The organism is Enterobacter sp. EC_64 (assembly GCF_019584165.1).
Classification (GTDB): Bacteria; Pseudomonadota; Gammaproteobacteria; order Enterobacterales; family Enterobacteriaceae; genus Enterobacter; species Enterobacter roggenkampii.
The window spans coordinates 62,702-87,563 of the sequence record NZ_VDAS01000008.1 but is presented as its reverse complement, the minus strand read 5'-3'; the positions used below and the strand labels follow the sequence as shown (position 1 = coordinate 87,563).

Genomic DNA, 24,862 nt, shown 5'->3' with positions numbered 1-24,862 from the left:
GGAAATACAAGGCCTGCCAAAGCGGCAGGCCTGAAGGATTATGGCTGGTAAATCCCAACGCCAGAATCGTTTTCTTTGCGGGTACGCGCGATCACGGATTCCGGTGACTCTGCGATACGCAGGCCCATTTCGTCTTCGGTGCGGACCACTTTCGCGCGCAGCGAGTTGGTCAGCACTTCGACAATCTCGACGTCCACAAACTTACCGATCATATCCGGGGTGCCTTCAAAGTTCACCACGCGGTTATTTTCCGTACGACCAGAGAGTTCCATAATGCTCTTGCGGGAAGTGCCTTCCACCAGAATGCGCTGTACGGTACCGAGCATGCGGCGGCTCCAGGCGTTAGCCTGCTGGTTGATGCGCTCCTGCAGAATATACAGGCGCTGCTTTTTCTCTTCTTCCGGTACATCGTCAACCATATCGGCCGCCGGTGTTCCTGGACGCGCAGAGAAGATGAAGCTGTAGCTGACGTCAAAGTTCACTTCGCCGATGAGCTTCATGGTGCGCTCGAAGTCTTCTGCGGTTTCGCCAGGGAAGCCGACGATAAAGTCGGAGCTAATCTGGATATCCGGACGTGCTTCACGCAGCTTGCGGATGGTGGATTTGTACTCCAGCACCGTATGGGGGCGGCCCATCAGGTTCAGCACGCGGTCAGAGCCACACTGAATCGGCAGGTGCAGGAAGCTCACCAGCTCTGGCGTATCGCGATAAACGTCAATGATGTCATCGGTAAATTCCATCGGATGGCTGGTGGTAAAGCGAATGCGGTCGATGCCGTCAATCGCGGCCACCAGACGCAGCAGCTCAGCAAAGCTGCCGGTCGTGCCGTCGTAGTTCTCACCGCGCCAGGCGTTAACGTTCTGGCCCAGCAGGTTCACTTCGCGCACGCCCTGCGCGGCAAGCTGCGCGATTTCAAACAGAATGTCATCTGCCGGGCGGCTGACCTCTTCACCACGGGTGTACGGCACCACGCAGTACGTGCAGTATTTGTTGCAGCCTTCCATGATGGAGACGAAGGCGGTCGGGCCATCGGCACGTGGCTCCGGCAGACGGTCAAATTTTTCGATTTCCGGGAAGCTGACGTCAACGACCGGGCTACGGTTACCGCGAACCTGATTGATCATCTCAGGCAGACGGTGCAGGGTCTGAGGGCCAAAGACAATGTCCACATACGGGGCTCTCTGGCGGATCAGCTTGCCTTCCTGCGACGCGACGCAGCCGCCCACGCCGATGATCAGGTCCGGATTTTTTCGTTTGAGAAGTTTCCAGCGGCCTAACACGTGAAAGACTTTTTCCTGCGCTTTTTCACGAATTGAACAGGTGTTCAGCAGCAGCACATCGGCTTCTTTCGCATTTTCAGTCAGCTGGTATCCGTGGGTGGTATCCAGCAGATCGGCCATCTTGGATGAATCGTATTCGTTCATCTGACAGCCCCAGGTTTTTATATGGAGTTTTTTAGTCATCGACTTGCTCAGCTCAGGATTGCAAGCCGCGTATTGTAATGCTTTGGTGGGGTTGTGACCAGTATGAAGGTTATGTGTCTCAGGACCGCAAAAATCCGGTAAACTTAAGGGATTCTCCAATAAGGAAAATTGACCATGACACTCCAACACACCGAAGTTGCCGTTGTCGGCGGCGGTATGGTCGGCGGCGCGCTGGCGCTGGGGCTGGCACAGCAGGGATTTGAGGTAACGGTAATCGAACAGGCGGCTCCGCCAGCCTACGATCCCGCCAGTAAACCGGACGTGCGCATTTCCGCGATCAGCGCGGCATCCGTCGATCTGCTGCGCGGGCTGGGCGTCTGGGAGGCAGTGCAGGCGATGCGCGCGCACCCTTACAGCCGCCTCGAAACCTGGGAGTGGGAAAATGCCCACGTCGCGTTTGATGCCGCTGAGCTAAAGCTGCCGCGCCTGGGGTATATGGTGGAAAACAACGTGCTCCAGCGGGCGCTCTGGCAGGCGCTGGAGGCGCATCCGAAGGTGACGCTGCGCGTGCCTGCGTCGCTTAAGGCGCTGCATCCTCACGAGCGTGGCTATCTACTGACGCTCGACAACGGCGATGAGCTGGCCGTGAAGCTGGTCATCGGGGCGGACGGCGCTAACTCGCAGGTCAGACAGATGGCGGGGATCGGGGTTCATGCCTGGCAGTATGAACAGTCCTGTATGCTGATTACCGCCGAGTGTGAGAATGCGCCGGGCGAAAGCACCTGGCAGCACTTTACGCCGAACGGCCCGCATGCCTTTTTACCGCTGTTTGATAACTGGGCGTCGCTGGTGTGGTACGACAAACCGGCGCGCATTCGTCAGCTGCAGGGGATGAACATGGAACAGCTGCAGCGCGAGATCCTGCTGCACTTCCCGAGCCGTCTGGGGCACGTCACGCCGGTCGCCGCCGGGGCGTTCCCACTCACGCGTCGTCATGCGTTGCAGTATGCCCGCGCAGGCTTAGCGCTGGTGGGTGATGCGGCACACACCATTCATCCGCTGGCCGGGCAGGGCGTGAACCTGGGATATCGTGACGTCGATGCCCTGCTGGATGTGCTGGGCAACGCCCGCGGACACGCGGAAAACTGGGCCAGCCATCAGGTGCTGAAGCGTTATCAGACGCGGCGTATGGCGGATAACTTTATCATGCAGTCGGGGATGGATCTGTTCTATGCCGGGTTTAGCAATGACGTAGCGCCAGTGCGTATTCTGCGTAATATAGGCCTAATGGCAGCAGAACGTGCCGGTGGCCTGAAGCGTCAGGCCCTGAAGTACGCTCTCGGACTCTAAACTTTTTCCCTCTCCCCGTGGGAGAGGGCCGGGGTGAGGGCATCAGGCCGCACAATTCTGTACAAAAACAAAAAAGCCCGCAGAGCGGGCTTTTTTGTTTTAAGTGGCTGGGGTGCAGGGATTCGAACCCCGGAATGCTGGTATCAGAAACCAGAGCCTTACCGCTTGGCGACACCCCAATTGCGTTAAACAAGCTGCCTAACGACTTTGTAAATTGGCTGGGGTACGAGGATTCGAACCTCGGAATGCCGGAATCAGAATCCGGTGCCTTACCGCTTGGCGATACCCCAACAATTTTTTCTCATTACCGAAATCGATCGATAATCTCAATTTGGTGGCTACGACGGGATTCGAACCTGTGACCCCATCATTATGAGTGATGTGCTCTAACCAACTGAGCTACGTAGCCAGTACTGCAATCTTCGATGGCTGGGGTACCTGGATTCGAACCAGGGAATGCCGGTATCAAAAACCGGTGCCTTACCGCTTGGCGATACCCCAATACCGCGGAGAACCGCAAAATCGAAGAAATATGGCTGGGGTACCTGGATTCGAACCAGGGAATGCCGGTATCAAAAACCGGTGCCTTACCGCTTGGCGATACCCCATCCGTGCAACGCTTACCCGGGAATGGTGCGGGAGGCGAGACTTGAACTCGCACACCTTGCGGCGCCAGAACCTAAATCTGGTGCGTCTACCAATTTCGCCACTCCCGCAAAAAAAGATGGTGGCTACGACGGGATTCGAACCTGTGACCCCATCATTATGAGTGATGTGCTCTAACCAACTGAGCTACGTAGCCATCTTTTTTTCGCGTTACCTTATCGGCGTTGCGGGGCGCATTATGCGTATAGACCCTTGCAGCGTCAACACCTTTTTCAACGAAAATAGCCGGAATGTGACTGTTTGGTTAGGTTGCGAACAGCGTGACCGAATATTCGGCAATTATTGGTTATTAATCGGTTTTAGCTGTGCAAAAGCGGGGCAAAAAAAATCAGGCCCCGCAGGGCCTGAGATGAAATGCGTGATTATTTGTAGGCTGACTGGTGAACGCCTACCGCACGTCCTGACGGATCGTTCATGGATTTGAACGATTCATCCCATTCAATCGCTTTGGCAGACGAGCAGGCGACGGATGGACCACCCGGCACACACTCCGCAGCGCTCGGTACCGGGAACAGTTCTTCAAAAATTTCACGGTAGAGGTACGCTTCTTTCGAGCCCGGCGTGTTGTACGGGAAGCGGAAGCTTGCGGTTTCCAGCTGTTGGTCAGAAACCTGTTTCGCCGCCACCTCTTTCAGGGTGTCGATCCAGCTGTAGCCTACGCCATCGGAGAACTGCTCTTTCTGACGCCATGCCACGCTCGCCGGCAGGTAGGATTCAAAACATTCACGCAGGATATGTTTTTCCATTTTACCGTTGCCGCACATTTTATCCTGCGGGTTGATGCGCATCGCCACGTCGAGGAATTTCTTATCCAGGAACGGTACACGCGCTTCGACACCCCATGCCGACATCGCTTTGTTGGCACGCGCGCAGTCAAACATATGCAGCGCCTGGAGTTTACGCACGGTCTCTTCGTGCAGCTCTTTGGCATTTGGCGCTTTGTGGAAGTACAGGTAGCCGCCAAACACTTCGTCAGAACCTTCACCGGAGAGCACCATTTTGATGCCCATCGCCTTGATCTTACGCGACATCAGGTACATCGGCGTGGAGGCGCGAATTGTCGTTACGTCATACGTTTCAATGTGATAGATCACATCGCGGATCGCATCCAGGCCTTCCTGCACGGTGAAGTGAATTTCATGGTGCACGGTGCCGAGGTGGTTTGCCACTTCCTGCGCGGCTTTCAGATCCGGCGCGCCTTCCAGGCCCACGGCAAAGGAGTGCAGCTGTGGCCACCAGGCTTCTGAGCGCTCCTGATCTTCCACGCGACGAGCCGCAAATTTCTTGGTGATCGCGGAGATCACGGAGGAGTCCAGACCGCCGGAGAGCAGCACGCCGTAAGGTACGTCTGACATCAGGTGGCTTTTCACGGAATCTTCCAGCGCCTGACGCAGCTCGGCTTTGTCCGTCACGTTGTCTTTTACCGCGTCGTAGTCGAACCAGTCGCGCTGGTAGTACGGACGGATCTCGCCGTCTTTACTCCACAGGTAACTGCCTGCCGGGAACTCTTTGATGGTGCGGCAGACCGGCACCAGGGCTTTCATTTCAGACGCAACGTAGAAGTTGCCGTGTTCATCGTGGCCCATGTACAGCGGGATAATACCGATGTGGTCGCGGCCAATCAGGTAGGCGTCTTTTTCGCTGTCGTACAGGGCGAAGGCAAACATACCCTGCAGGTCGTCCAGAAACTCGGGACCTTTCTCCTGATACAGCGCCAGGATCACTTCACAGTCGGACCCGGTCTGGAACGCGTAGCGGTCGCCGTACTCGGCGCGCAGCGCCTGGTGGTTATAGATCTCACCGTTGACAGCCAGCGCGTGCGTTTTTTTCTCGTTATACAGCGGCTGTGCACCGGCGTTGACGTCAACAATAGACAGACGTTCGTGAGCCAGAATTGCTTTGTCACTGGCGTAAACGCCTGACCAGTCCGGGCCGCGATGGCGCATCAGGCGGGACAGTTCGAGTGCCTTTTTACGCAGTTCGCCCGCGTCAGTTTTAATATCCAGTACGCCAAAAATTGAACACATAACCTTCTCCGTTAACCCTGTTGCTTTGTAATGTTGCTTGCTTATGAAAATGCCGCAAAGGGGCAGGGCGCGCAAGCGTTTTACGGGCGAAAACGGAAATAGTGCAATGGTGGTTGCAGATCAGTGAAAAACGCGTATGCCATGAGCACTTTTATTGAGGATTATGCAATGAAAGTGCTTTTTCGTTAGATGTAGTCGTGTTTTGCAGGTGAGAAAATAAAAAACCACGCCCTGAGGCGTGGTTCGGTATCAGATGATGTCAATTTCATCGACGGAGGGGTAAATCCAGCTTGGGCGGAACGGCATTGAGTCAATGTCATCAAGCTGAGAGACCCCAGAGAGCACCAGAATCGTCTCCAGGCCTGCCTGGAAACCGGCCAGAATATCGGTGCGCAGGTTGTCGCCGACAATCACGGTCTCTTCAGAGTGGGCCTGCATCTTGTTGAGCGCGGCGCGAATGATCCATGGGCTGGGCTTGCCGACATAGAACGGCTTGCGCCCGGAGATCTTCTCGATACCGGCACACAGCGCGCCGCAGGCCGGATAAAAACCGCGACCGTGGGTATCCGGGTTGGTCGCAATAAAGCGCGCGCCGTTAGCCACAAAGAAGGATGCCTTATGCATCATCTCCCAGTTGTAGGAACGCGTTTCACCTACAATCACAAAGTCCGGGTTGACGTCGGTGATGGTAAAGCCCGCTTTATACAGCTCATGGATCAGCGCGCCTTCACCGACCACATAGGCTTTTTTTCCTTCCTGACGCTTCAGAAAATCCGCCGTGGCCATCGCCGAGGTATAAAACACGCTGTCCGGGACGTCGACCCCCGCCGTGGCAAAGCGGTTTGCCAGATCCTGACCGGTCTGAGAAGGGTAGTTCGTGAGAAGAACCAGAGGCATTCCTTTGTCGATGATGCGGTGAAGAAACTCCGCAGCACCCGGCACGGCAACGTTGTCGTGCATCAGCACGCCGTCGATATCACAAATTACATTCTTAATGGTCATGGACAGTCCGACATCAAAAAAAGAAGGCGTTACTATAAGGTCCGATCAACTTTCCAGCAAATGCTGCAGCAGAATTCCGTTGAGCATGGCGCGTTTGACCAGCGCGAACGCGCCAATCGCCGAACGATGGTCAAGCTTTGAACGAACCACCGGAAGATTCTGGCGGAATGCTTTCAGCGCCTGGGTGTTAATACAGCCTTCAATCGCGGGGAGCAGCACCTTTTCCGCCTCCACAATTTCACCGGCGATCACCACTTTTTGTGGGTTAAACAGGTTAATGGCGATGGCGATGGTTTTCCCCAGATGGCGACCCACCTGCTCGATCACTTCACAGGCCAGCGCGTCGCCTTTATTAGCAGCTTTGCAGATGGTGCCTATCTTGCAGTCATCCAGCGTCACGCGGCTTTGGTAACCCTGTTCAAGCAGATGGCGAACGCGCTGCTCGATGGCGGTGTTGGCGGCAATGGTTTCAAGGCAGCCAAAGTTGCCGCAGTGGCAGCGCTCCCCGAGCGGTTCAACCTGAATGTGGCCGATCTCACCGACGTTACCGTTGCGACCGATAAAAATTCGGCCGTTAGAGATAATGCCTGCGCCCGTACCGCGGTGAACGCGCACCAGAATAGAGTCTTCACAGTCCTGGCTCGCACCAAAGTAGTGCTCTGCCAGCGCCAGAGAGCGAATGTCATGGCCCACAAAGCAGGTCACTTTAAAGCGCTTTTCCAGCGCGTCGACCAGCCCCCAGTTTTCAACCTGAATGTGCGGCATATAGCGGATCACGCCGCTTTCCGGGTCGACCAGACCGGGCAGAATCACCGAGATGGCGATGAGTTCGCGGATCTTGCGCTGACAGCTTTCAATAAACTGCGCGATGGTATTCAGCAGCGCATGCTCCAGCGTCTCCTGGGTGCGTTCCGGAAGGGGATAGTGCTCTTCCGCAATGGCTTTACTGCTCAGATCGTACAGCGTGAGCGTGGTGTCATGACGGCCCAGACGGACGCCAATTGCCTGAAAATTGCGGGTTTCGGTAATAATGGAGATAGCGCGGCGGCCCCCGGTGGAGGCCTGCTGATCGACTTCTTTGATCAAACCGCGCTCAATGAGCTGGCGGGTAATTTTTGTCACGCTGGCGGGAGCAAGCTGGCTTTGTTCGGCTATCTGAATACGTGAGATTGGCCCGTGTTGGTCAATCAGGCGATATACCGCCGCGCTGTTAAGCTGTTTAACGAGATCGACATTACCGATTTGAGCTTGTCCGCCAGGTGTCATACTTTTACTTACTCAGTGACGACCTCGTTACCATTAACGATGGTCTTAATAATTTTATAATCGTGTGTGAATGCCGTCAGGTTTGCAACCATACCTGGTGCAATTCCGCCAAGCTGTTTATCCACGCCGATAGCGCGCGCAGGATAAAGGGTGGCCATGCGCAGGACTTCATCAAGCGCAATTCCGCAATGCTCAACCAGGTTACGCACCCCTTCAATCATGGTCAAAGAGGAACCGCTCAGCGTACCGTTTTCATCCACACACAGTCCATTGCGGTAGTATATTGTTTTACCGGCAAAAATGAACTGCTCAATATTTGCACCTGCCGGTGCGGTAGCGTCCGTTACCAGGCAGAGCTTGTCACCTTTCAGCCGCTTGGCGTTGCGAATGTTGGTGTAATCAACGTGTAAGCCGTCCGCGATAATGCCGCAGTAAACGTCTGGCTCATCCAGAATCGCGCCGACCAGACCCGGTTCACGACCTGTGATGTATGGCATGGCGTTATAAAGGTGCGTCGCAAAGGTAATGCCCGCGCGGAAACCGGCTTTCGCTTCTTTCAGCGTGGCATTTGAGTGGCCCGCTGAAACCACAATTCCGGCGGCGGCCAGCTTGCTGATGACGTCCGTGCCGGTCATTTCCGGTGCCAGCGTCACCTTGGTGATCACATCGGCGTTGGCACACATGTAGTCAACCAGCTCCGCATCAGGTTTACGCACGTAGTCCGGGTTATGCGTTCCTTTCTTGACCATGTTCAGCCATGGCCCTTCCAGGTGCAGACCGAGCGCCTGATTCGGATGTTTGGCCAGGTATTCGCGCATCACGCGGATACCCTGCTTCATCAGGTCATCACTGCTGGTGATGAGCGTCGGCAGATAGCTGGTGCAGCCCGATTTCTCGTTGGCTTTCTGCATGATCTCCAGCGTTTCGACCGTTACCGCATCGGCGGTATCATTGAATTGCACACCGCCGCAGCCGTTGAGCTGTACGTCGATGAAACCGGGGGAGATTACTGCTCCATTGAGTGAGCGCTGTTCAATCTCCGGCGGCAGTTCTGCCAGCGGGCAAACACGTTCAATCAGGCCATTCGCGATAACAATCGCGTGGTCATCCAGAATTTCATGGCCGGTATAAATCCGACCGTGGGTTAAAGCGTACATAACGACCCCCGGTTAAAAAAAGCGGCCGCCTCTTGATAAAGAGGCGGTTATTCAATTACAGACCTTTGATGTTCTCGGCTTCTAACTCGTTGAAGTATTTCAGCGTTTTAACCTTCAGCTCCATCGTTGACGGTTCGTCGCAGACGATGACGGATTTAGGATGCAGCTGCAGACAGCTGATGGTCCACATATGGTTAACGTTGCCTTCAACAGCAGCCTGGAGCGCCTGCGCTTTCACGCCGCCCAGCACCAGAATCATCACTTCTTCAGCATCCAGCAGGGTGCCTACGCCTACGGTCAGGGCGTATTTTGGAACCTGGTTCACGTCACCGTCAAAGAAGCGGGAGTTTGCCACGCGCGTGTCATGGGTCAGCGTTTTAATACGGGTACGGGAAGCCAAAGAGGACGCCGGTTCGTTAAACGCGATATGACCATCATTACCTACACCACCCATGAACAGGTGGATTTTACCGTAGGAACGGATTTTTTCTTCATACTGACGGCATTCTGCGTCAATATCCGGCGCGTTTCCATTCAGCAGGTTAATATTTTCAGCTGGGATATCAACGTGATCAAAGAAATTGCGGTGCATAAAGCTATGGTAGCTTTCCGGGTGGTCTTTCGGTAAGCCAACATATTCATCCATATTGAAGGTCACAACATGTTTGAAGCTAACCTGGCCTGCTTTATGCATCTCAACCAGCGCCTTGTAAGCGGTCAGCGGTGTGCCGCCGGTTGGAAGGCCCAGAACGAAAGGACGATCGGCGGTCGGTTTGAACGCGTTAATGCGGTTTACGATATGGCGAGCGGCCCATTTACCAACTTGTTCTGCAGTTGCCAGGGGAATCAGTCTCATTGTTCACCTCAAAGTTTAAGTAGAAGAGTGGGCGGATGGCTTCGGAACCTGATACTAAAGCGTAACCTGGAAACTTTCAGGCCGGATCAATCCGTCTTGATTTTTTGAATGATAAAATAAGTTTTCACTGTTAGCCAGTGTAAGGGAGGGCTGAATACGATATTTGGTGACAAAAATCACAAAAAATAGGTGTTTAATTTGCGATACGAATTAATTTTCCACACACTCAGACTGCCAGTGAATTATCAACGGTATCTATCGTTCGTGACACAATAAAAACATAGTTTATGCGCGAGCCTGAAAAAGGGTCTCGTAGGGGGAATAGGATGAATATTTTAGGTTTTTTCCAGCGCCTCGGTAGGGCTTTGCAGCTCCCTATCGCCGTGCTACCGGTTGCAGCGCTGCTGCTGCGATTCGGGCAACCCGATCTTCTTAACGTACCGTTTATTGCTCAGGCTGGCGGTGCCATTTTTGACAACCTGGCGCTGATTTTCGCCATCGGTGTTGCCTCTAGCTGGTCAAAAGACAGCGCGGGTGCCGCAGCGCTGGCAGGGGCAGTCGGTTATTTCATCCTGACGAAAGCGATGGTAACCATTAACCCAGAAATCAACATGGGCGTGCTGGCAGGTATCATTACCGGTCTGGTCGGTGGTGCTGTGTACAACCGCTGGGCAAACATTAAGCTGCCAGACTTCCTGAGTTTCTTTGGCGGCAAACGTTTCGTGCCGATCGCGACAGGTTTCTTCTGTCTGGTTCTGGCCGCTATCTTTGGCTACGTCTGGCCACCGGTACAGCATGCGATCCATGCGGGTGGTGAGTGGATTGTTTCAGCGGGTGCACTTGGCTCAGGTATCTTTGGTTTTATCAACCGTCTGCTGATCCCAACCGGTCTGCATCAGGTGCTGAACACTATCGCATGGTTCCAGATTGGTGAGTTCACCAATGCTGCGGGCACCGTATTCCACGGCGACATCAACCGCTTCTACGCGGGTGACGGCACCGCAGGCATGTTCATGTCTGGCTTCTTCCCAATCATGATGTTTGGTCTGCCGGGCGCTGCGCTGGCAATGTACCTGGCTGCGCCAAAAGCGCGTCGCCCAATGGTTGGCGGCATGCTGCTGTCCGTTGCGGTTACCGCGTTCCTGACCGGCGTAACCGAGCCGCTGGAATTCCTGTTCATGTTCCTGGCGCCGGTGCTGTACCTCATGCATGCGGTCCTGACCGGTATCAGCCTGTTTGTGGCGACCCTGCTGGGTATCCATGCTGGCTTCTCCTTCTCTGCAGGCGCGATCGACTACGTGTTGATGTACAACCTGCCGGCGGCAAGCAAGAACGTCTGGATGCTGGTGGTAATGGGTCTGGTCTTCTTCGTCATCTACTTCGTGCTGTTCACTGCGGTTATTCGTATGTTTAACCTCAAAACGCCGGGCCGCGAAGACACCAAAGATGAAGTGGTCACCAACGAAGCCAACAGCAACACCGAAGAGGGTCTGACCCAGCTGGCGACCAGCTATATCGCTGCCGTCGGGGGGACTGACAACCTGAAAGCCATTGATGCCTGTATCACTCGTCTGCGTCTGACGGTAGGTGACTCTGCGCGCGTCAGCGACGCAATGTGTAAACGCCTTGGTGCATCGGGCGTGGTTAAACTGAACAAACAAACTATCCAGGTTATCGTGGGTGCCAAAGCGGAATCCATCGGTGACGAAATGAAGAAAGTGGTTGCCCGCGGTCCGGTTGCGGCAGCATCAGCCGACAGCGCACCTGCGTCGACGGCTGCCCCGGTAGCGAAGCCGCAGGCCGTGCCTAACGCCGTGACGGTGGCCGCGCTGGTCTCTCCGGTAACGGGTGACGTGGTTGACCTTGAGCAGGTACCTGATGAAGCGTTCGCCAGCAAAGCGGTCGGTGACGGCGTGGCGGTGAAACCAACGGACAAAACCGTTGTGTCTCCGGCGGCAGGCACCATCGTGAAAATCTTCAACACCAACCACGCGTTCTGCCTCGAAACCGAAAAAGGCGCGGAGATCGTTGTCCACATGGGGATCGATACCGTAGCGCTGAACGGTCAGGGCTTTACTCGCCTGGTGGAAGAGGGGGCCGAAGTGGTGGCAGGTCAGCCGATTCTGGAAATGGATCTGGACTTCCTGAATGCCAACGCGCGCTCGATGATTAGTCCGGTCGTGTGCAGCAACATCGACGACTTTAGCTGTCTGGTACTCCAGGCGAAAGGTCAGGTTGTTGCGGGTCAAACCCCGCTGTATGAGATTAAAGGCAAGTAATCGCTCCTGAGTAGAGTCATGCCTTAAGCGGCGGGGGATATCCTCCGCCGCTTTTTTTTGCAGCAAATGCCCCCATTATTTTCATCTGATACGTATTTTCCGTAACTAAGGGTTGTCACTACGTCCGGCTTATAAGATCATATGCCGTTATACGTTGTTTACGCTTTGAGGAATCCACGATGAGTGAGGCAGAAGCCCGCCCGAGTAACTTTATTCGTCAGATCATCGATGAAGATCTGGCCAGTGGTAAGCACACCACAATTCATACCCGTTTCCCGCCGGAGCCGAATGGCTACCTGCATATCGGGCATGCGAAGTCCATCTGCCTGAACTTTGGCATTGCGCAAGACTACCAGGGACAGTGCAACCTGCGTTTCGATGACACCAACCCAGTAAAAGAAGACATCGAATACGTTGAGTCCATCAAAAATGACGTGCAATGGTTGGGCTTCAACTGGTCTGGCGATATCTGCTACTCCTCTGACTATTTTGATCAGCTGTATGCCTACGCGGTAGAGCTCATCAACAAAGGTCTGGCGTATGTAGACGAACTGTCTGCAGATGAGATCCGTGAGTACCGCGGTACGCTGACCGCACCGGGTAAAAACAGCCCGTTCCGCGATCGCAGCGTGGAAGAGAACCTGGCGCTGTTTGAAAAAATGCGTGCCGGTGGCTTCGAAGAGGGCAAAGCGTGCCTGCGTGCCAAAATCGATATGGCGTCTCCGTTCATCGTGATGCGCGATCCGGTGCTGTACCGCATCAAGTTCGCAGAACACCACCAGACCGGCAACAAGTGGTGCATCTATCCGATGTACGACTTCACCCACTGCATCAGCGATGCGCTGGAAGGCATCACCCACTCGCTGTGTACGCTGGAGTTCCAGGACAACCGTCGTCTGTACGACTGGGTGCTGGATAACATCACCATTCCTGTGCATCCGCGTCAGTACGAGTTCTCTCGTCTGAATCTGGAATACACCGTGATGTCCAAGCGTAAGCTGAACCTGCTGGTCACCGACAAGCACGTTGAGGGCTGGGACGACCCGCGTATGCCAACCATCTCTGGTCTGCGTCGTCGTGGTTACACTGCCGCCTCTATTCGTGAGTTCTGCAAACGCATCGGCGTGACCAAGCAGGACAACACCATCGAGATGGCCTCCCTTGAATCCTGCATTCGCGAAGATCTCAACGAAAACGCTCCGCGCGCGATGGCCGTTATCGATCCGGTGAAGCTGGTCATCGAAAACTATCCGCAGGGTGAAAGCGAGCTGGTCTCCATGCCTAACCATCCGAACAAACCGGAAATGGGAAGCCGCGACGTGCCGTTCAGCGGCGAGATCTGGATTGACCGCGCTGACTTCCGTGAAGAAGCCAACAAGCAGTACAAGCGTCTGGTGCTGGGTAAAGAAGTGCGTCTGCGTAATGCTTACGTCATCAAAGCCGAGCGCGTAGAAAAAGATGCGGAAGGGAATATCACCACCATCTTCTGTTCTTATGACGCTGAGACGCTGAGTAAAGATCCGGCGGATGGCCGCAAGGTGAAAGGCGTTATCCACTGGGTGAGCGCATCCCACGCGCTGCCGGTAGAGATTCGTCTGTACGATCGCCTGTTCAGCGTGCCTAACCCAGGTGCGGCGGAAGACTTCCTGGCGACCATTAACCCGGAATCTTTGGTGATCAAGCAGGGTTATGCGGAGCCTTCTCTAAAAGCGGCTGAAGCAGGCAAAGCGTTCCAGTTCGAACGTGAAGGGTACTTCTGCCTGGATAGCCGTCACAGCACGGCGGAAAAACCGGTATTTAACCGTACCGTGGGCCTGCGTGATACCTGGACGAAGATCGGCGAATAATATTCCTGCTCTGGTCAATGAGAGACAAACGCCGCATTATGCGGCGTTTTTTTATTTAACGATCAGAGTATTAAGCCAGGGGTTAAAGTGGCGTCATGAAAATAACAGGTCAATGAGGTGCTACTTATTTTTTAAAAAAAAGTTTGTGTCATTACGAAAATCAAAAAGGTTATAAAAAAGGAAACCGATCCCACGCCTGGACACTGAAATAGCTGAGAATTTCCCGTCATTCCTCGCCTTCCTGTAAATGTTACAAAGCACTACCAATTATGTGCACTTCGTCATAATCCTGACTTTTGCCCGCTGAAAAGCATTGATAATTCGCGTCGCGAAAAATAACCTAAAGACGGTAGTTAATTCGAGGGTATTTAACACTACCCCTGACCATTTGGTCTTTTTTATTTACGCCGTTTCAGGCGTTTTAATTCGTCAAAGAGGAATAATCTATGCGTACGTTCAGTGGCAAACGTAGTGCGCTGGCGCTGGCTATTGCCGGTGTGACAGCAATGTCGGGCCTGGTGATTGCGCCAGAGGCAAAAGCAGCGGGTTTCATCGAAGATTCTACCCTCACGGGCGGTATTTATTACTGGCAGCGTGAGCGTGACCGTAAAGACGTCACTGAAGATAAATACAAAACCAACCTCTCGCACTCCACCTGGAACGCCAACCTGGACTTCCAGTCAGGCTACGCCGCGGATATGTTCGGTCTGGATATCGCCGCGTTCACCGCGATCGAAATGGCGGAAAACGGCGACAGCGGCCACCCGAACGAAATTGCCTTCTCCTCCAGCAACAAAGCCTATGATGAAGACTGGTCCGGGGATAAGAGCGGTATCAGCCTCTACAAAGCCGCAGCGAAATTCAAATACGGCCCGGTCTGGGCGCGTGGGGGCTATATTCAGCCAACCGGCCAGACGCTGTTAGCCCCACACTGGAGCTTTATGCCGGGTACCTATCAGGGTGCAGAAGCCGGGGCTAACTTTGACTACGGTGACGCAGGTGCGCTGAGCTTCTCCTATATGTGGACCAACGAGTACAAAGCACCGTGGCACATTGAAATGGACAAGTTCTACCAGAACGATAAGAAAACCAAAGTCGATTACCTCCACTCGCTGGGTGCGAAATACGACTTCAAAAACGATCTGGTTCTCGAAGCGGCATTCGGCCAGGCGCAAGGTTATATCGATCAATACTTTGCCAAGGCCAGCTATAAGTTTGATATTGCGGGTAGCCCGCTGAGTACCAGCTACCAGTTCTACGGTACGCGCGACAAAGTCAGTAACGGTGGCGTCAATGATATCTACGACGGCACCGCGTGGCTGCAGGCGTTAACCTTCGGCTACAAGGTCGGTCAGGTTGATTTACGTCTGGAAGGCACATGGGTGAAAGCGGAAGGGCAGCAGGGCTACTTCCTGCAGCGTATGACCCCGACCTATGCTTCCTCCAACGGTCGTCTTGATATCTGGTGGGATAACCGCTCCGACTTCAACGCCGACGGTGAGAAAGCGGTCTTCTTCGGCGCGATGTATGACCTGAAAAACTGGAATCTGCCGGGCTGGGCCGTGGGCGCTTCTTATGCTTACGCCTGGGATGCAAAACCAGCCGACATGGCAACACCGGATGCTTACTACGATCCAAACTATCGCCTGAAAGAGTCTTCCTACAGCCTGGATGCTATCTATACCCTGCAGGATGGCCGCGCGAAAGGCACGATGTTCAAACTGCACTTCACCCAGTACGACAACCACTCCGATATCCCGAGCTACGCGGGCGGTTACGGCAACATCTTCCAGGATGAACGTGACGTGAAATTCATGGTTATCGCACCGTTCACCATCTTCTGATGAATCGTCCGGCGGGTTAGATCCCGCCGGACCGGAGACTGCAAATGATGAAAAAAATCGTAATCGTCGCGCTGTTGGCATCGGGGCTGGTGGCGTGTGCCCAGACTCAGGCACCGAAAGAGGACTCCCGCCTCAAGGAGGCCTACAGCGCCTGCATTAATACTGCGGAAGGATCGCCGGAGAAAATTGAAGCCTGCCAGAGCGTGCTGAACGTGCTGAAGAAAGAGAAAGCGCACGAGCAGTTCGCGACGCAGGAGAATGTCCGCGTGATGGATTACCAGGCCTGTATCCAGGCACGTAAAACCGGTAACGATCAGGAAGTGGCGAAGCGTTGCGATAAGATCTGGAACGAGATACGCAATAACAATAAATAAGTTGCTTTACGCCCGGTGGCACAGTGCCACCGGGCTTTTTTCTGGCAAAAAAAAGCCAACCTTACGGCTGGCTCAGAGTATGAACACTCACTTATTTTGCGTCATGCGCATGTTCATTTTCGCGGCAATCGCCTTCAGCGCAGTGACCATAAAGGTACAGGCTGTGGTTGGTCAGACGGATGCCGTGACGCGCGGCGATTTCACGCTGGCGCGCTTCGATAGAGTCATCGCTAAATTCAATGACCTTGCCACAGTCGAGGCAGATCAGGTGATCGTGGTGCTGCTGCTGGGTCAGTTCGAAGACAGATTTACCACCTTCGAAATTATGACGGGTGACAATGCCCGCGTCATCAAACTGGTTAAGCACGCGATAGACGGTAGCCAGCCCAATCTCTTCACCCATGTCGATAAGACGTTTATAAAGGTCTTCCGCACTGACATGGTGATTGTCTGGACCCTGAAGCACTTCGAGGATTTTTAACCGAGGAAGCGTAACTTTCAGGCCAGCCTTCTTTAATGCGGTATTGTTGTCAGTCATGCGGAATCTGTCCTGTTGCTAAACGATTCACTTCTGTAGGAAGTGACAGAAAATGCACCCGGGATAATGCGTCTCATTATAGAACTGCCATGGCTAAATGAAAACTGCAAGTCTCAGGCAAAATATGCTTATAAAAATGGGGTATCACCAACAAACTTGCTCGGTGGAAAACCACATTTTATCAGGGAGACATTGTACAGGTCTGGGCGAAAAAGTTAAAAGATTGTAGCAATTAATTTAATCGGTTTGACCTGGTGCGCGGGCGCAACCGCCGTTGCGCCGCGATAAAAATCAGGCGTTGAGAATATCGTCCAGGTGCAGTTCTTCACGGATCTGCTTAACCCATTTCTCGACGCGCTCTGCAGTCAGTTCTGGCTGACGGTCTTCGTCGATGGCCAGACCCACGAAATGATCGTCATCGGCCAGGCCTTTGGACGCTTCGAAGTGGTAACCGGCGGTTGGCCAGTGGCCGACGATCACAGCGCCATTCGGCTCAATGATGTCGCGGATGGTACCCAGCGCGTCACAGAAGTACTCGGCGTAGTCTTCCTGGTCGCCACAGCCAAACAGGGCAACCAGCTTACCGTTGAAGTCCACTTCTTCCAGCGTCGGGAAGAAATCATCCCAGTCGCACTGGGCTTCGCCGTAGTACCAGGTCGGAATACCCAGCAGCAGAATGTCATAGCCTTCGAGATCTTCTTTGCTGCTCTTGGCGATGTCATGCACATCAGCAACGTCTTTACCGAGCTGTTTTTGAATGTTTTTCGCGATATTTTCGGTATTGCCGGTATCACTGCCAAAGAAAATGCCGATGATTGCCATGAGTAAAATAACCTCTTGAAACTTAATAGTATGGTGGCGCAATTCGGCCACGGATAAGGGCAATAATAGCAGAACTGGCAACCCTGCGGAAACAGCTATCGCGCAGGACTGCACTCTGTGCTACATGAAAAGGGTAATTAAGGGAATTTTCAGACTTATGCCTGGCTGCGCAGCATCTCAAGCTGGGCGATCAACATCTCTTCAATGAGCTCGCTGCGGCTAATATTTCGCGCGTCGGCCAGCTCGTTAAGCGCATCGACCGCGTCGGCGTTGAGCTTCAGTTCGACACGCTTAAGCCCACGATTTTTATCGCGTTTAAGCTGATTGCGTTTATTGATACGCAGCTGTTCATCGCGCGAAAGCGGATTCGTCTTCGGTCGTCCCGGGCGACGCTCATTCGCGAACAGATCTAGTGTCGTACGGTCCGTTTGTTCTTTGGCCATGATTCTGAGACTTCGGGGGAAACACGCCGCCCTGCTAATGCCCGGGCGATAAGCGCGCCATCATACATCACCAAAAACGGCGCGCCAACGACTGGAAGCCCGCAGCCTTCCAGTCGCTCTCTTTTTAATCAATTTGCAGTATCAGCAAGATAGCGGCGAATGGCGCGCTGCACGGCGTCAGGTTTTTCCGCATGCACCCAGTGTCCGGCTCCGGCAATGACGTGGGCGCGAGCCTGCGGGAATTGCGCCAGTATGGCGTCGCGGTACGCGTCGGTAACGTAAGGGGAATTGCCGCCGCGAATAAAGAGGGTAGGGTGTGGCCAGGCGGGTACGGTTTGCCAGCCCACAATATTGTTGTACTGGTTCCAGAGCACCGGCACGTTAAAACGCCATTGCCCGTCAACAAACGACTTCAGCAGGAACTGGACGACGCCTTCTTCATCAAGATGCTCACGCATGATGGCAGCCGCCTGCTGACGCGTCGCGGCACCCGCTTCGGTGACCGAATTGATGGCGGCAAAAATTTCGTCGTGACGGCGGACGTCGTAATCCACGGGCGCAACATCAATCACCACCAGGCCGTTAATACGCTCCGGGGCCAGCGCCGTCAGGGCCATCACCGCTTTACCGCCCATTGAATGCCCGATGAGGGTCACCTTTTGCAAGTCGTTGGCATCGAGCGTATCCCGCAGATCCTGCGCCATCGCGGCGTAGGTCATCTCGTCGGAACGGCCGGAAAGACCGTGATTGCGCATATCAACCTGAAGAATATCGTGGTCGGTAACCAGATCGCGCGCCAGCACGCCCAGGTTATCCAGGCTGCCAAAAAGCCCGTGAACCAGTACGATGGGAGAATTATTGTTCGGCGATTGTGCAGTTTGCGCTCGGGTATTCAATTTCATGGCAAAGTTCTTTTTTTACGTATGTCAGGTTAGGGTATCATGTTGACCATTCTGCCGCCCGGCTGCAAGGTTCCAGTTTAATCTGACTTTTGCCGCCAACCTGGTTTGACGCTATCCGCTGTTGGGATTTGACCTTATAATCCCAATGACTTGTATTCAGATAAGATATCGCACTGGATTAAGATGAAAACAATCGAAGTTGATGACGAACTCTATCAGTATATTGCCAGCCAGACGCGGCATATCGGGGAGAGCGCGTCCGACATTTTACGGCGCATGCTTAAAATTTCCGCCGCTTCACAGCCTGCTACCCCAGTCACCAAAGATGTCGTGTCTCAGCCAAGCGTTGTTGCACAAGCAAAACCTGCCGTGACACCGGCAAAAGATAAAGTGCGCGCGATGCGCGAGCTGCTGCTCTCCGATGAATATGCGGAGCAAAAAAAGGCGGTTAACCGCTTTATGCTGGTGCTGTCTACACTTTATTCACTGGATAACAAAGCGTTTGCTGAAGCGACCGAGTCGCTGCACGGTCGTACTCGCGTCTACTTCGCGGGCGACGAGCAGACGCTGCTGCAAAATGGCAATCAAACCAAACCCAAACATGTTCCTGGCACCCCGTACTGGGTGATCACCAATACCAATACGGGCCGCAAGTGCAGCATGATTGAACACATCATGCAGTCCATGCAGTTCCCGGCGGAATTGATTGAGAAGGTTTGCGGTACAATTTAACCCTTGCATCAGAAGGACCCGGTAATGGCAAATCACAGCCGTGCAGGCCAACCTGCACAACAAAGCGATTTGATTAACGTCGCTCAGCTGACCGCGCAGTATTACGTGCTGAAGCCGGTCGTGGGCAACGCAGAACACGCAGTGAAGTTTGGTACATCTGGTCACCGCGGCAGCGCGGCGCGCCACAGCTTTAACGAACCGCACATTCTGGCCATTGCTCAGGCCATTGCGGAAGAGCGCGCTAAAAATGGCGTTACCGGTCCTTGCTACGTGGGGAAAGATACCCATGCCCTGTCTGAACCGGCCTTTATCTCCGTGCTGGAAGTTCTGACTGCGAACGGCGTTGATGTGATTGTTCAGGAGAACAACGGCTTCACCCCAACGCCAGCGGTCTCTAACGCCATCCTGGTGCACAACAAAAAAGGTGGCGCGCTGGCTGACGGTATCGTGATCACGCCATCCCACAACCCGCCGGAAGACGGCGGCATCAAATACAACCCGCCTAACGGTGGCCCGGCAGACACTAACGTCACCAAAGTGGTGGAAGATCGTGCGAACGCCCTGCTGGCTGACGGCCTGAAAGGCGTGAAGCGTATTTCTCTGGATGCGGCCATGGCGTCCGGCCACGTGACGGAGCAGGATCTGGTTCAGCCGTTCGTGGAAGGGCTGGCGGAGATCGTCGATATGGCGGCCATCCAGAAAGCCGGCCTGAAGCTAGGTGTGGATCCGCTGGGCGGCTCCGGTATTGAATACTGGAAACGTATTGCCGAGCACTACAAGCTGGATCTGACCATCGTAAACGATCACGTCGATCAGACCTTCCGCTTTATGCACCTGGACAAAGACGGCGCGATCCGTATGGACTGCTCCTCCGAGTGCGCGATGGCGGGCCTGCTGGCGCTGCGTGATAAATTCGATCTGGCGTTTGCGAACGACCCGGATTACGACCGTCACGGTATCGTCACTCCTGCCGGGCTGATGAACCCGAACCACTATCTGGCTGTTGCGATCAACTACCTGTTCCAGCACCGTCCACAGTGGGGCAAAGAGGTGGCTGTCGGTAAAACGCTGGTGTCCTCCGCGATGATCGACCGCGTGGTCGAGGCGCTGGGCCGCAAGCTGGTGGAAGTACCTGTGGGCTTCAAATGGTTTGTTGACGGTCTGCACGACGGCAGCTTTGGCTTCGGTGGTGAAGAGAGCGCGGGGGCCTCTTTCCTGCGCTTCGACGGCACGCCGTGGTCAACCGATAAAGACGGCATCATCATGTGCCTGCTGGCGGCGGAAATCACCGCGGTCACCGGTAAAAACCCACAGGAACATTACAACGACCTGGCAGCACGCTTTGGTGCGCCAAGCTATAACCGTATTCAGGCCAGCGCAACGTCTGCCCAGAAAGCGGCCCTGTCCAAACTCTCTCCGGAGATGGTCAGTGCAAGCATCCTGGCGGGCGATCCGATCACCGCGCGTCTGACGGCGGCACCGGGTAACGGCGCGTCTATTGGTGGTCTGAAAGTGATGACCGAAAACGGCTGGTTCGCTGCGCGTCCATCCGGTACGGAAGATGCGTATAAAATCTATTGCGAAAGCTTCCTCGGCGCTGAGCATCGTCAGCAGATTGAGAAAGAAGCGGTAGAGATTGTCAGCGAAGTGCTGAAAAACGCGTAAGTGCGGTTTGTGTGCCGGGCGGCACTGCGTTTGCCCGGCCTACAACAACGATCGTAGGCCCGGTAAGCGCTAGCGCCACCGGGCTTTTTTTCAACTGTGCTTATTCTTCAATTCAAACCGCGGCGACACCAGACCGTACAGCGTCCAGCCCATAAAGGTCACCATCGCACCATACAGCATCGCTTCCTGGCCGGAGGAATAGAGCGCATAGAAGCTGTAGATTGCGCCAATCAGCGCCACGATATTGGCCGCACGCGCCTTGCGCGGATCCACCTTCGCAACCTTCTGAATAATCACCAGCGCCGCCATCGACAGAATATACGGAATGATGTTCGTCACCACCGCCAGGTTGACCAGCACGTTGAACTGGCTGTTCAGCGACGGGCTAATGGTCATCAGCGACAATCCGCTCTGGAAGATAACAATCGCCAGCATGCCCTGCACCGGCGCATCGGCTTTGGTGACGCGGGAGAAGATTTTTGGGAAGTAACCTTCATCAGCCGAAGATTTAAATACCTGTGCGATGGTGAACTGCCAGCCAAGCAGTGAACCGCAGCATGACATGACCATGAGACCCATAATCACTTTCCCGACTTCCGGCGTGAACATCTGCGCGAAGGCCAGCCCGAACGGCGCCGTGGAGTTGGCCAGATCCATGTTCGGAACGATGCCCGCGATGACGTTTGTCGAGACGATATAGATCACCGCTGCGCCCAGCGTACCGCCGAGGACCGCAATCGGCACGTTCTTTTCAGGGTTATCAACCACTTCTGCGTTGGCGCAGGCGGATTCCAGGCCCAGGAAGGCCCAGAGCGTCATGGCGATAGAAGAGCCGACTGCGCTGAAGAACGGCACATGGTGCGGGTTCCAGGAGTTGGCGTACAGGGTCGGGCTGAACCAGAACCAGCCGATGATGCACAGGCCGACAACCGGAATAATCACGCCCCAGACGGTGATGCTAGAGAGCTGTCCGGTGATACGCGCCCCGCCAAAGTTAGCCACGGTGCAGATCCACAGCACGCCGATGGTGGCCAGGCCAATCTGTACCGGGCTAAGCGTCGCGCCAAACAGCTCCGTACCGTAGCCCACGGCGGAGATGGCAATCGCCACGTTGGCGATCAGCAGTGACACCCCGTAGGTATAGTTGGCCATAAAGTTGCCCGACTTGCCAAAGGCATACTCGGCGTAGCCCCCCATGCCGCCTGACTTGCGGCTGAACATCCCGCACTTGGCAAACGCCCACGCCAGCGCCATCGAGCCGACGGCGGTCACCAGCCAGGAGATAATTGAAATGGTTCCTACTTCGGCAAGCTTGGTGGGCAGCATAATGATCCCTGAACCCATCATGTTCACCATGGTGAGGATGGTCAGCTGCACCACGCCCATCTTATTGGACTTACTCATAATTTCTCTCCTTTCAGCAGCGCGGGCTGAGCGGCGGGTTGTTTGATGACGTTACAGCGAACCTGTTTGCGGCCCTCGCACTCTTCGACGTACACACCCTGCAGCTCCGGCGCGAAGCCCGGCAGCAGGTTGATGCCTTCTTCCAGCGCGGCGAAGTAGCGCAGCACGGAGCCGCCCCAGACCTCCCCTGGAACCACGCACAATACCCCCGGTGGATAAGGGAGGGCGCCTTCGGCGGCGATGCGGCCTTCCGCGTCGCGCAGGGAGACCAGTTCCACTTCTCCGCGCAGATAGGCGTAGTTCGCGTCCTGCGGGTTCATCATCACGCGCGGGAAGTGAGACTTGCGGAACATCTCTTTCTGCAGCTGTTTGACATTGTGACGGGCGTACAGGTCATGCATCTCCTGGCAGATCTGGCGCAGGGTGTAATCCGCGTAACGTTCCGGATGTTGTCTGCAGATGGAAGGCAGCACCTCTTTTAATGGAGCATCGCTCTCGAGCAGTTTTTCGAAACGCACCAGCTGCGCCACCAGCTGCTGCAGCTTGCCCATATCTTCCGCAGGCGTGAGCAGGAACAGGATCGAGTTGAGATCGCATTTCTCCGGCACGATGCCGTTTTCACGCAGGAAGTTGGCGAGGATGGTGGCAGGCACGCCGAAGTCGTCATACTCCCCGGTGCGGGCGTTAATGCCCGGCGTGGTCAGCAGGAGCTTGCACGGGTCGATAAAATACTGATGCTCGGCGTAGCCTTCAAAAGCGTGCCAGTTTTCACCCGGTACGAAGTGGAAGAAGCGCAGATCGGTCGCAATCTCCGCCGTGTCCCAGCTTTCCCACGGACGGCCATCCACTGTCTCCGGCACGAACGGTCGCAGATACTGGCAGTTCTCCAGGATTAGTTTTCGCGCCTCAATACCGTTCACCACGCAGTCCATCCACATGTTGCGGCCGCTCTGGCCTTCATGCATCCGGGCGTTGATGTCCAGCGCGGCAAACAGCGGATAAAACGGGCTGGTGGAGGCGTGCATCATAAAGGCATTATTCAGCCGCTTATGCGGGACATAGCGCTGCTGACCTTTGATATGGCTGTCTTTCTTGTGAATTTGCGAGGTCTGGGAGAAGCCGGCCTGCTGTTTATGCACGGACTGGGTAACCAAAATCCCCGGGTCGTTTTCGTTCAGCTCCAGCAGCAGCGGCGAGCAGTCGGCCATCATTGGGATAAACTGCTCGTAACCCACCCAGGCCGAGTCAAACAGGATGTAATCACACAGGTGCCCAATCTTATCCACCACCTGGCGGGCGTTGTAGATGGTGCCATCGTAGGTGCCCAGCTGGATCACCGCCAGACGGAACGGACGCGCATCGCGTGCACGGCCGGGTGCGACTTCTGCCACCAGCTCGCGAAGATAGCTTTCTTCAAAACAGTGGGCGTCAATGCCGCCGATAAAGCCGTACGGGTTGCGCGCGGTTTCCAGATAGACCGGCGTTGCGCCTGCCTGAAGGAGGGCACCGTGATGGTTGGATTTGTGGTTATTACGGTCGAACAGCACCAGGTCGCCCGGGGTGAGCAGGGCGTTCAGCACCACTTTGTTGGATGACGAGGTGCCGTTGAGCACGAAATAGGTCTTATCGGCATTAAAGACCTTCGCCGCATGCTGCTGTGCGATGCACGGCGCGCCTTCGTGGATCAGCAGATCGCCCATTGCCACGTCGGCGTTGCACAGATCGGCGCGGAAAAGCGTCTCGCCAAAGAAATCAACGAACTGATTGCCGGCAGGATGGCGGCGGAAGAACTGGCCGCCCTGATGCCCCGGACAGTCAAACGCGCTGTTGCCCTGTTTTACATAGTCGACAAGGGCGCGGAAAAACGGCGGGCGCAGCTGGGTTTCATACTTCAGGGCAGCCGCCTCCAGCTGGCGTCCATAAAAGTCGTTGCTGGTGTCTGAATACTCAAATACGCCATGAATGCGCGATAAATAATCTGCCGGAATGAATTCTTCTTTATGCGTCGCGACAAAAACAGGAATGCCAAATCCGGTGGCTTCTATTTCTTCCAGTATGCCGTCGGTAATATCACTGACCGCCAGCACAATAGCGGCAACGTCGATATAATCCGAGGCCCGGACATCCACCAGTTCACGCTGGGTGGTAAAGCAATCAGGACAGGCGCGGCTGGCTGCGATTTTTAAACTTTTCATCTTTCTCTCTTTATTTTAGGTAATAAGCGTCCCTCGATTTCTTGCAAAAAAGAAATCGATAATTTTCCG

The 24,862-nt window shown here is 54.7% G+C and carries 19 protein-coding genes and 7 tRNA genes; 7 read left to right on the top strand and 19 right to left on the bottom strand.

Going from position 1 to position 24,862, the window contains the following annotated elements:
- Positions 1-38: 38 nt before the first annotated feature.
- Positions 39-1,463: a tRNA (N6-isopentenyl adenosine(37)-C2)-methylthiotransferase MiaB gene (gene miaB / locus FHC52_RS08485; RefSeq protein WP_128299400.1), complete on the bottom strand. Its 1,425-nt coding sequence runs from the start codon at positions 1,461-1,463 to the stop codon at positions 39-41.
- Between the two features lie 135 nt (positions 1,464-1,598).
- Here miaB and ubiF point away from each other — a divergent pair, with 135 nt between their 5' ends.
- Positions 1,599-2,774: a 3-demethoxyubiquinol 3-hydroxylase gene (gene ubiF, locus FHC52_RS08480; RefSeq protein ID WP_126288502.1), complete on the top strand. Its 1,176-nt coding sequence runs from the start codon at positions 1,599-1,601 to the stop codon at positions 2,772-2,774.
- A gap of 104 nt (positions 2,775-2,878) precedes the next feature.
- Here the strand turns inward: ubiF and FHC52_RS08475 are convergent.
- The 12 genes from FHC52_RS08475 to nagB form a co-directional block, all read right to left on the bottom strand.
- Positions 2,879-2,953 (bottom strand) — tRNA-Gln (locus FHC52_RS08475).
- A gap of 36 nt (positions 2,954-2,989) precedes the next feature.
- Positions 2,990-3,064 (bottom strand) — tRNA-Gln (locus FHC52_RS08470).
- 42 nt (positions 3,065-3,106) lie between these two features.
- Positions 3,107-3,183: transfer RNA gene (locus FHC52_RS08465), tRNA-Met, on the bottom strand.
- Positions 3,184-3,200: 17 nt separating this feature from the next.
- Positions 3,201-3,275: transfer RNA gene (locus FHC52_RS08460), tRNA-Gln, on the bottom strand.
- A gap of 32 nt (positions 3,276-3,307) precedes the next feature.
- A tRNA-Gln gene (locus tag FHC52_RS08455) sits at positions 3,308-3,382 on the bottom strand.
- A 23-nt stretch (positions 3,383-3,405) separates the two neighbouring features.
- Positions 3,406-3,490 (bottom strand) — tRNA-Leu (locus tag FHC52_RS08450).
- 9 nt (positions 3,491-3,499) lie between these two features.
- Positions 3,500-3,576, bottom strand: a tRNA-Met gene (locus FHC52_RS08445).
- A gap of 226 nt (positions 3,577-3,802) precedes the next feature.
- On the bottom strand, positions 3,803-5,467 hold the full coding sequence (gene asnB, locus FHC52_RS08440; RefSeq protein ID WP_021242994.1) for an asparagine synthase B: 1,665 nt from the start codon (positions 5,465-5,467) through the stop codon (positions 3,803-3,805).
- 249 nt (positions 5,468-5,716) lie between these two features.
- The gene (gene nagD / locus FHC52_RS08435; protein WP_008501057.1) at positions 5,717-6,469 is read right to left on the bottom strand and encodes a ribonucleotide monophosphatase NagD; all 753 of its coding nucleotides are present in this window, start codon (positions 6,467-6,469) and stop codon (positions 5,717-5,719) included.
- Positions 6,470-6,514: 45 nt separating this feature from the next.
- Positions 6,515-7,735, bottom strand: a complete 1,221-nt coding sequence (locus tag FHC52_RS08430) for an N-acetylglucosamine repressor (protein ID WP_021242995.1) — start codon at positions 7,733-7,735, stop codon at positions 6,515-6,517.
- Positions 7,736-7,743: 8 nt separating this feature from the next.
- A complete protein-coding gene (gene nagA, locus FHC52_RS08425) occupies positions 7,744-8,892 on the bottom strand; it encodes an N-acetylglucosamine-6-phosphate deacetylase (RefSeq protein WP_008501059.1) in 1,149 nt (382 codons plus the stop codon).
- 55 nt (positions 8,893-8,947) lie between these two features.
- Positions 8,948-9,748: a glucosamine-6-phosphate deaminase gene (nagB, locus tag FHC52_RS08420; protein ID WP_008501061.1), complete on the bottom strand. Its 801-nt coding sequence runs from the start codon at positions 9,746-9,748 to the stop codon at positions 8,948-8,950.
- A gap of 326 nt (positions 9,749-10,074) precedes the next feature.
- Here nagB and nagE point away from each other — a divergent pair, with 326 nt between their 5' ends.
- The 4 genes from nagE to chiQ all read left to right on the top strand — a co-directional run bounded on the left by nagE (position 10,075) and on the right by chiQ (position 16,092).
- Complete coding sequence (gene nagE, locus FHC52_RS08415) at positions 10,075-12,027, top strand: PTS N-acetyl glucosamine transporter subunit IIABC (RefSeq protein WP_220420024.1); 1,953 nt, start codon at positions 10,075-10,077, stop codon at positions 12,025-12,027.
- 179 nt (positions 12,028-12,206) lie between these two features.
- The gene (glnS, locus tag FHC52_RS08410; RefSeq protein WP_021242997.1) at positions 12,207-13,874 is read left to right on the top strand and encodes a glutamine--tRNA ligase; all 1,668 of its coding nucleotides are present in this window, start codon (positions 12,207-12,209) and stop codon (positions 13,872-13,874) included.
- Between the two features lie 446 nt (positions 13,875-14,320).
- Entirely contained in the window at positions 14,321-15,718 is a 1,398-nt protein-coding gene (gene chiP / locus FHC52_RS08405) for a chitoporin ChiP (protein WP_023293022.1), read from the top strand.
- Between the two features lie 47 nt (positions 15,719-15,765).
- Entirely contained in the window at positions 15,766-16,092 is a 327-nt protein-coding gene (gene chiQ, locus FHC52_RS08400; protein ID WP_025912725.1) for a ChiQ/YbfN family lipoprotein, read from the top strand.
- Positions 16,093-16,183: 91 nt separating this feature from the next.
- Here the strand turns inward: chiQ and fur are convergent, their stop codons facing one another.
- The 4 genes from fur to ybfF form a co-directional block, all read right to left on the bottom strand.
- On the bottom strand, positions 16,184-16,630 hold the full coding sequence (gene fur, locus FHC52_RS08395; protein ID WP_008501066.1) for a ferric iron uptake transcriptional regulator: 447 nt from the start codon (positions 16,628-16,630) through the stop codon (positions 16,184-16,186).
- Positions 16,631-16,921: 291 nt separating this feature from the next.
- Positions 16,922-17,452, bottom strand: a complete 531-nt coding sequence (gene fldA / locus FHC52_RS08390; protein WP_008501067.1) for a flavodoxin FldA — start codon at positions 17,450-17,452, stop codon at positions 16,922-16,924.
- Between the two features lie 155 nt (positions 17,453-17,607).
- On the bottom strand, positions 17,608-17,895 hold the full coding sequence (ybfE, locus tag FHC52_RS08385; protein WP_008501068.1) for a LexA regulated protein: 288 nt from the start codon (positions 17,893-17,895) through the stop codon (positions 17,608-17,610).
- A gap of 128 nt (positions 17,896-18,023) precedes the next feature.
- Entirely contained in the window at positions 18,024-18,797 is a 774-nt protein-coding gene (gene ybfF, locus FHC52_RS08380) for an esterase (RefSeq protein ID WP_220420023.1), read from the bottom strand.
- Positions 18,798-18,980: 183 nt separating this feature from the next.
- Between ybfF and seqA the strand changes: the two genes are divergently transcribed.
- Positions 18,981-19,529: a replication initiation negative regulator SeqA gene (gene seqA / locus FHC52_RS08375; RefSeq protein ID WP_008501070.1), complete on the top strand. Its 549-nt coding sequence runs from the start codon at positions 18,981-18,983 to the stop codon at positions 19,527-19,529.
- A 24-nt stretch (positions 19,530-19,553) separates the two neighbouring features.
- Entirely contained in the window at positions 19,554-21,194 is a 1,641-nt protein-coding gene (pgm, locus tag FHC52_RS08370; RefSeq protein WP_220420022.1) for a phosphoglucomutase (alpha-D-glucose-1,6-bisphosphate-dependent), read from the top strand.
- Positions 21,195-21,284: 90 nt separating this feature from the next.
- On the opposite strand, the gene potE is transcribed toward pgm, so the two are convergent.
- Both potE and speF read right to left on the bottom strand, forming a co-directional pair.
- Positions 21,285-22,598 (bottom strand): putrescine-ornithine antiporter, encoded by a 1,314-nt coding sequence (potE, locus tag FHC52_RS08365; RefSeq protein WP_008501072.1) that lies wholly within the window; start codon positions 22,596-22,598, stop codon positions 21,285-21,287.
- Complete coding sequence (gene speF / locus FHC52_RS08360; RefSeq protein WP_025912727.1) at positions 22,595-24,793, bottom strand: ornithine decarboxylase SpeF; 2,199 nt, start codon at positions 24,791-24,793, stop codon at positions 22,595-22,597. The genes potE and speF overlap by 4 nt, the downstream gene beginning before the upstream one ends.
- Between the last annotated feature and the right edge of the window lie 69 nt (positions 24,794-24,862).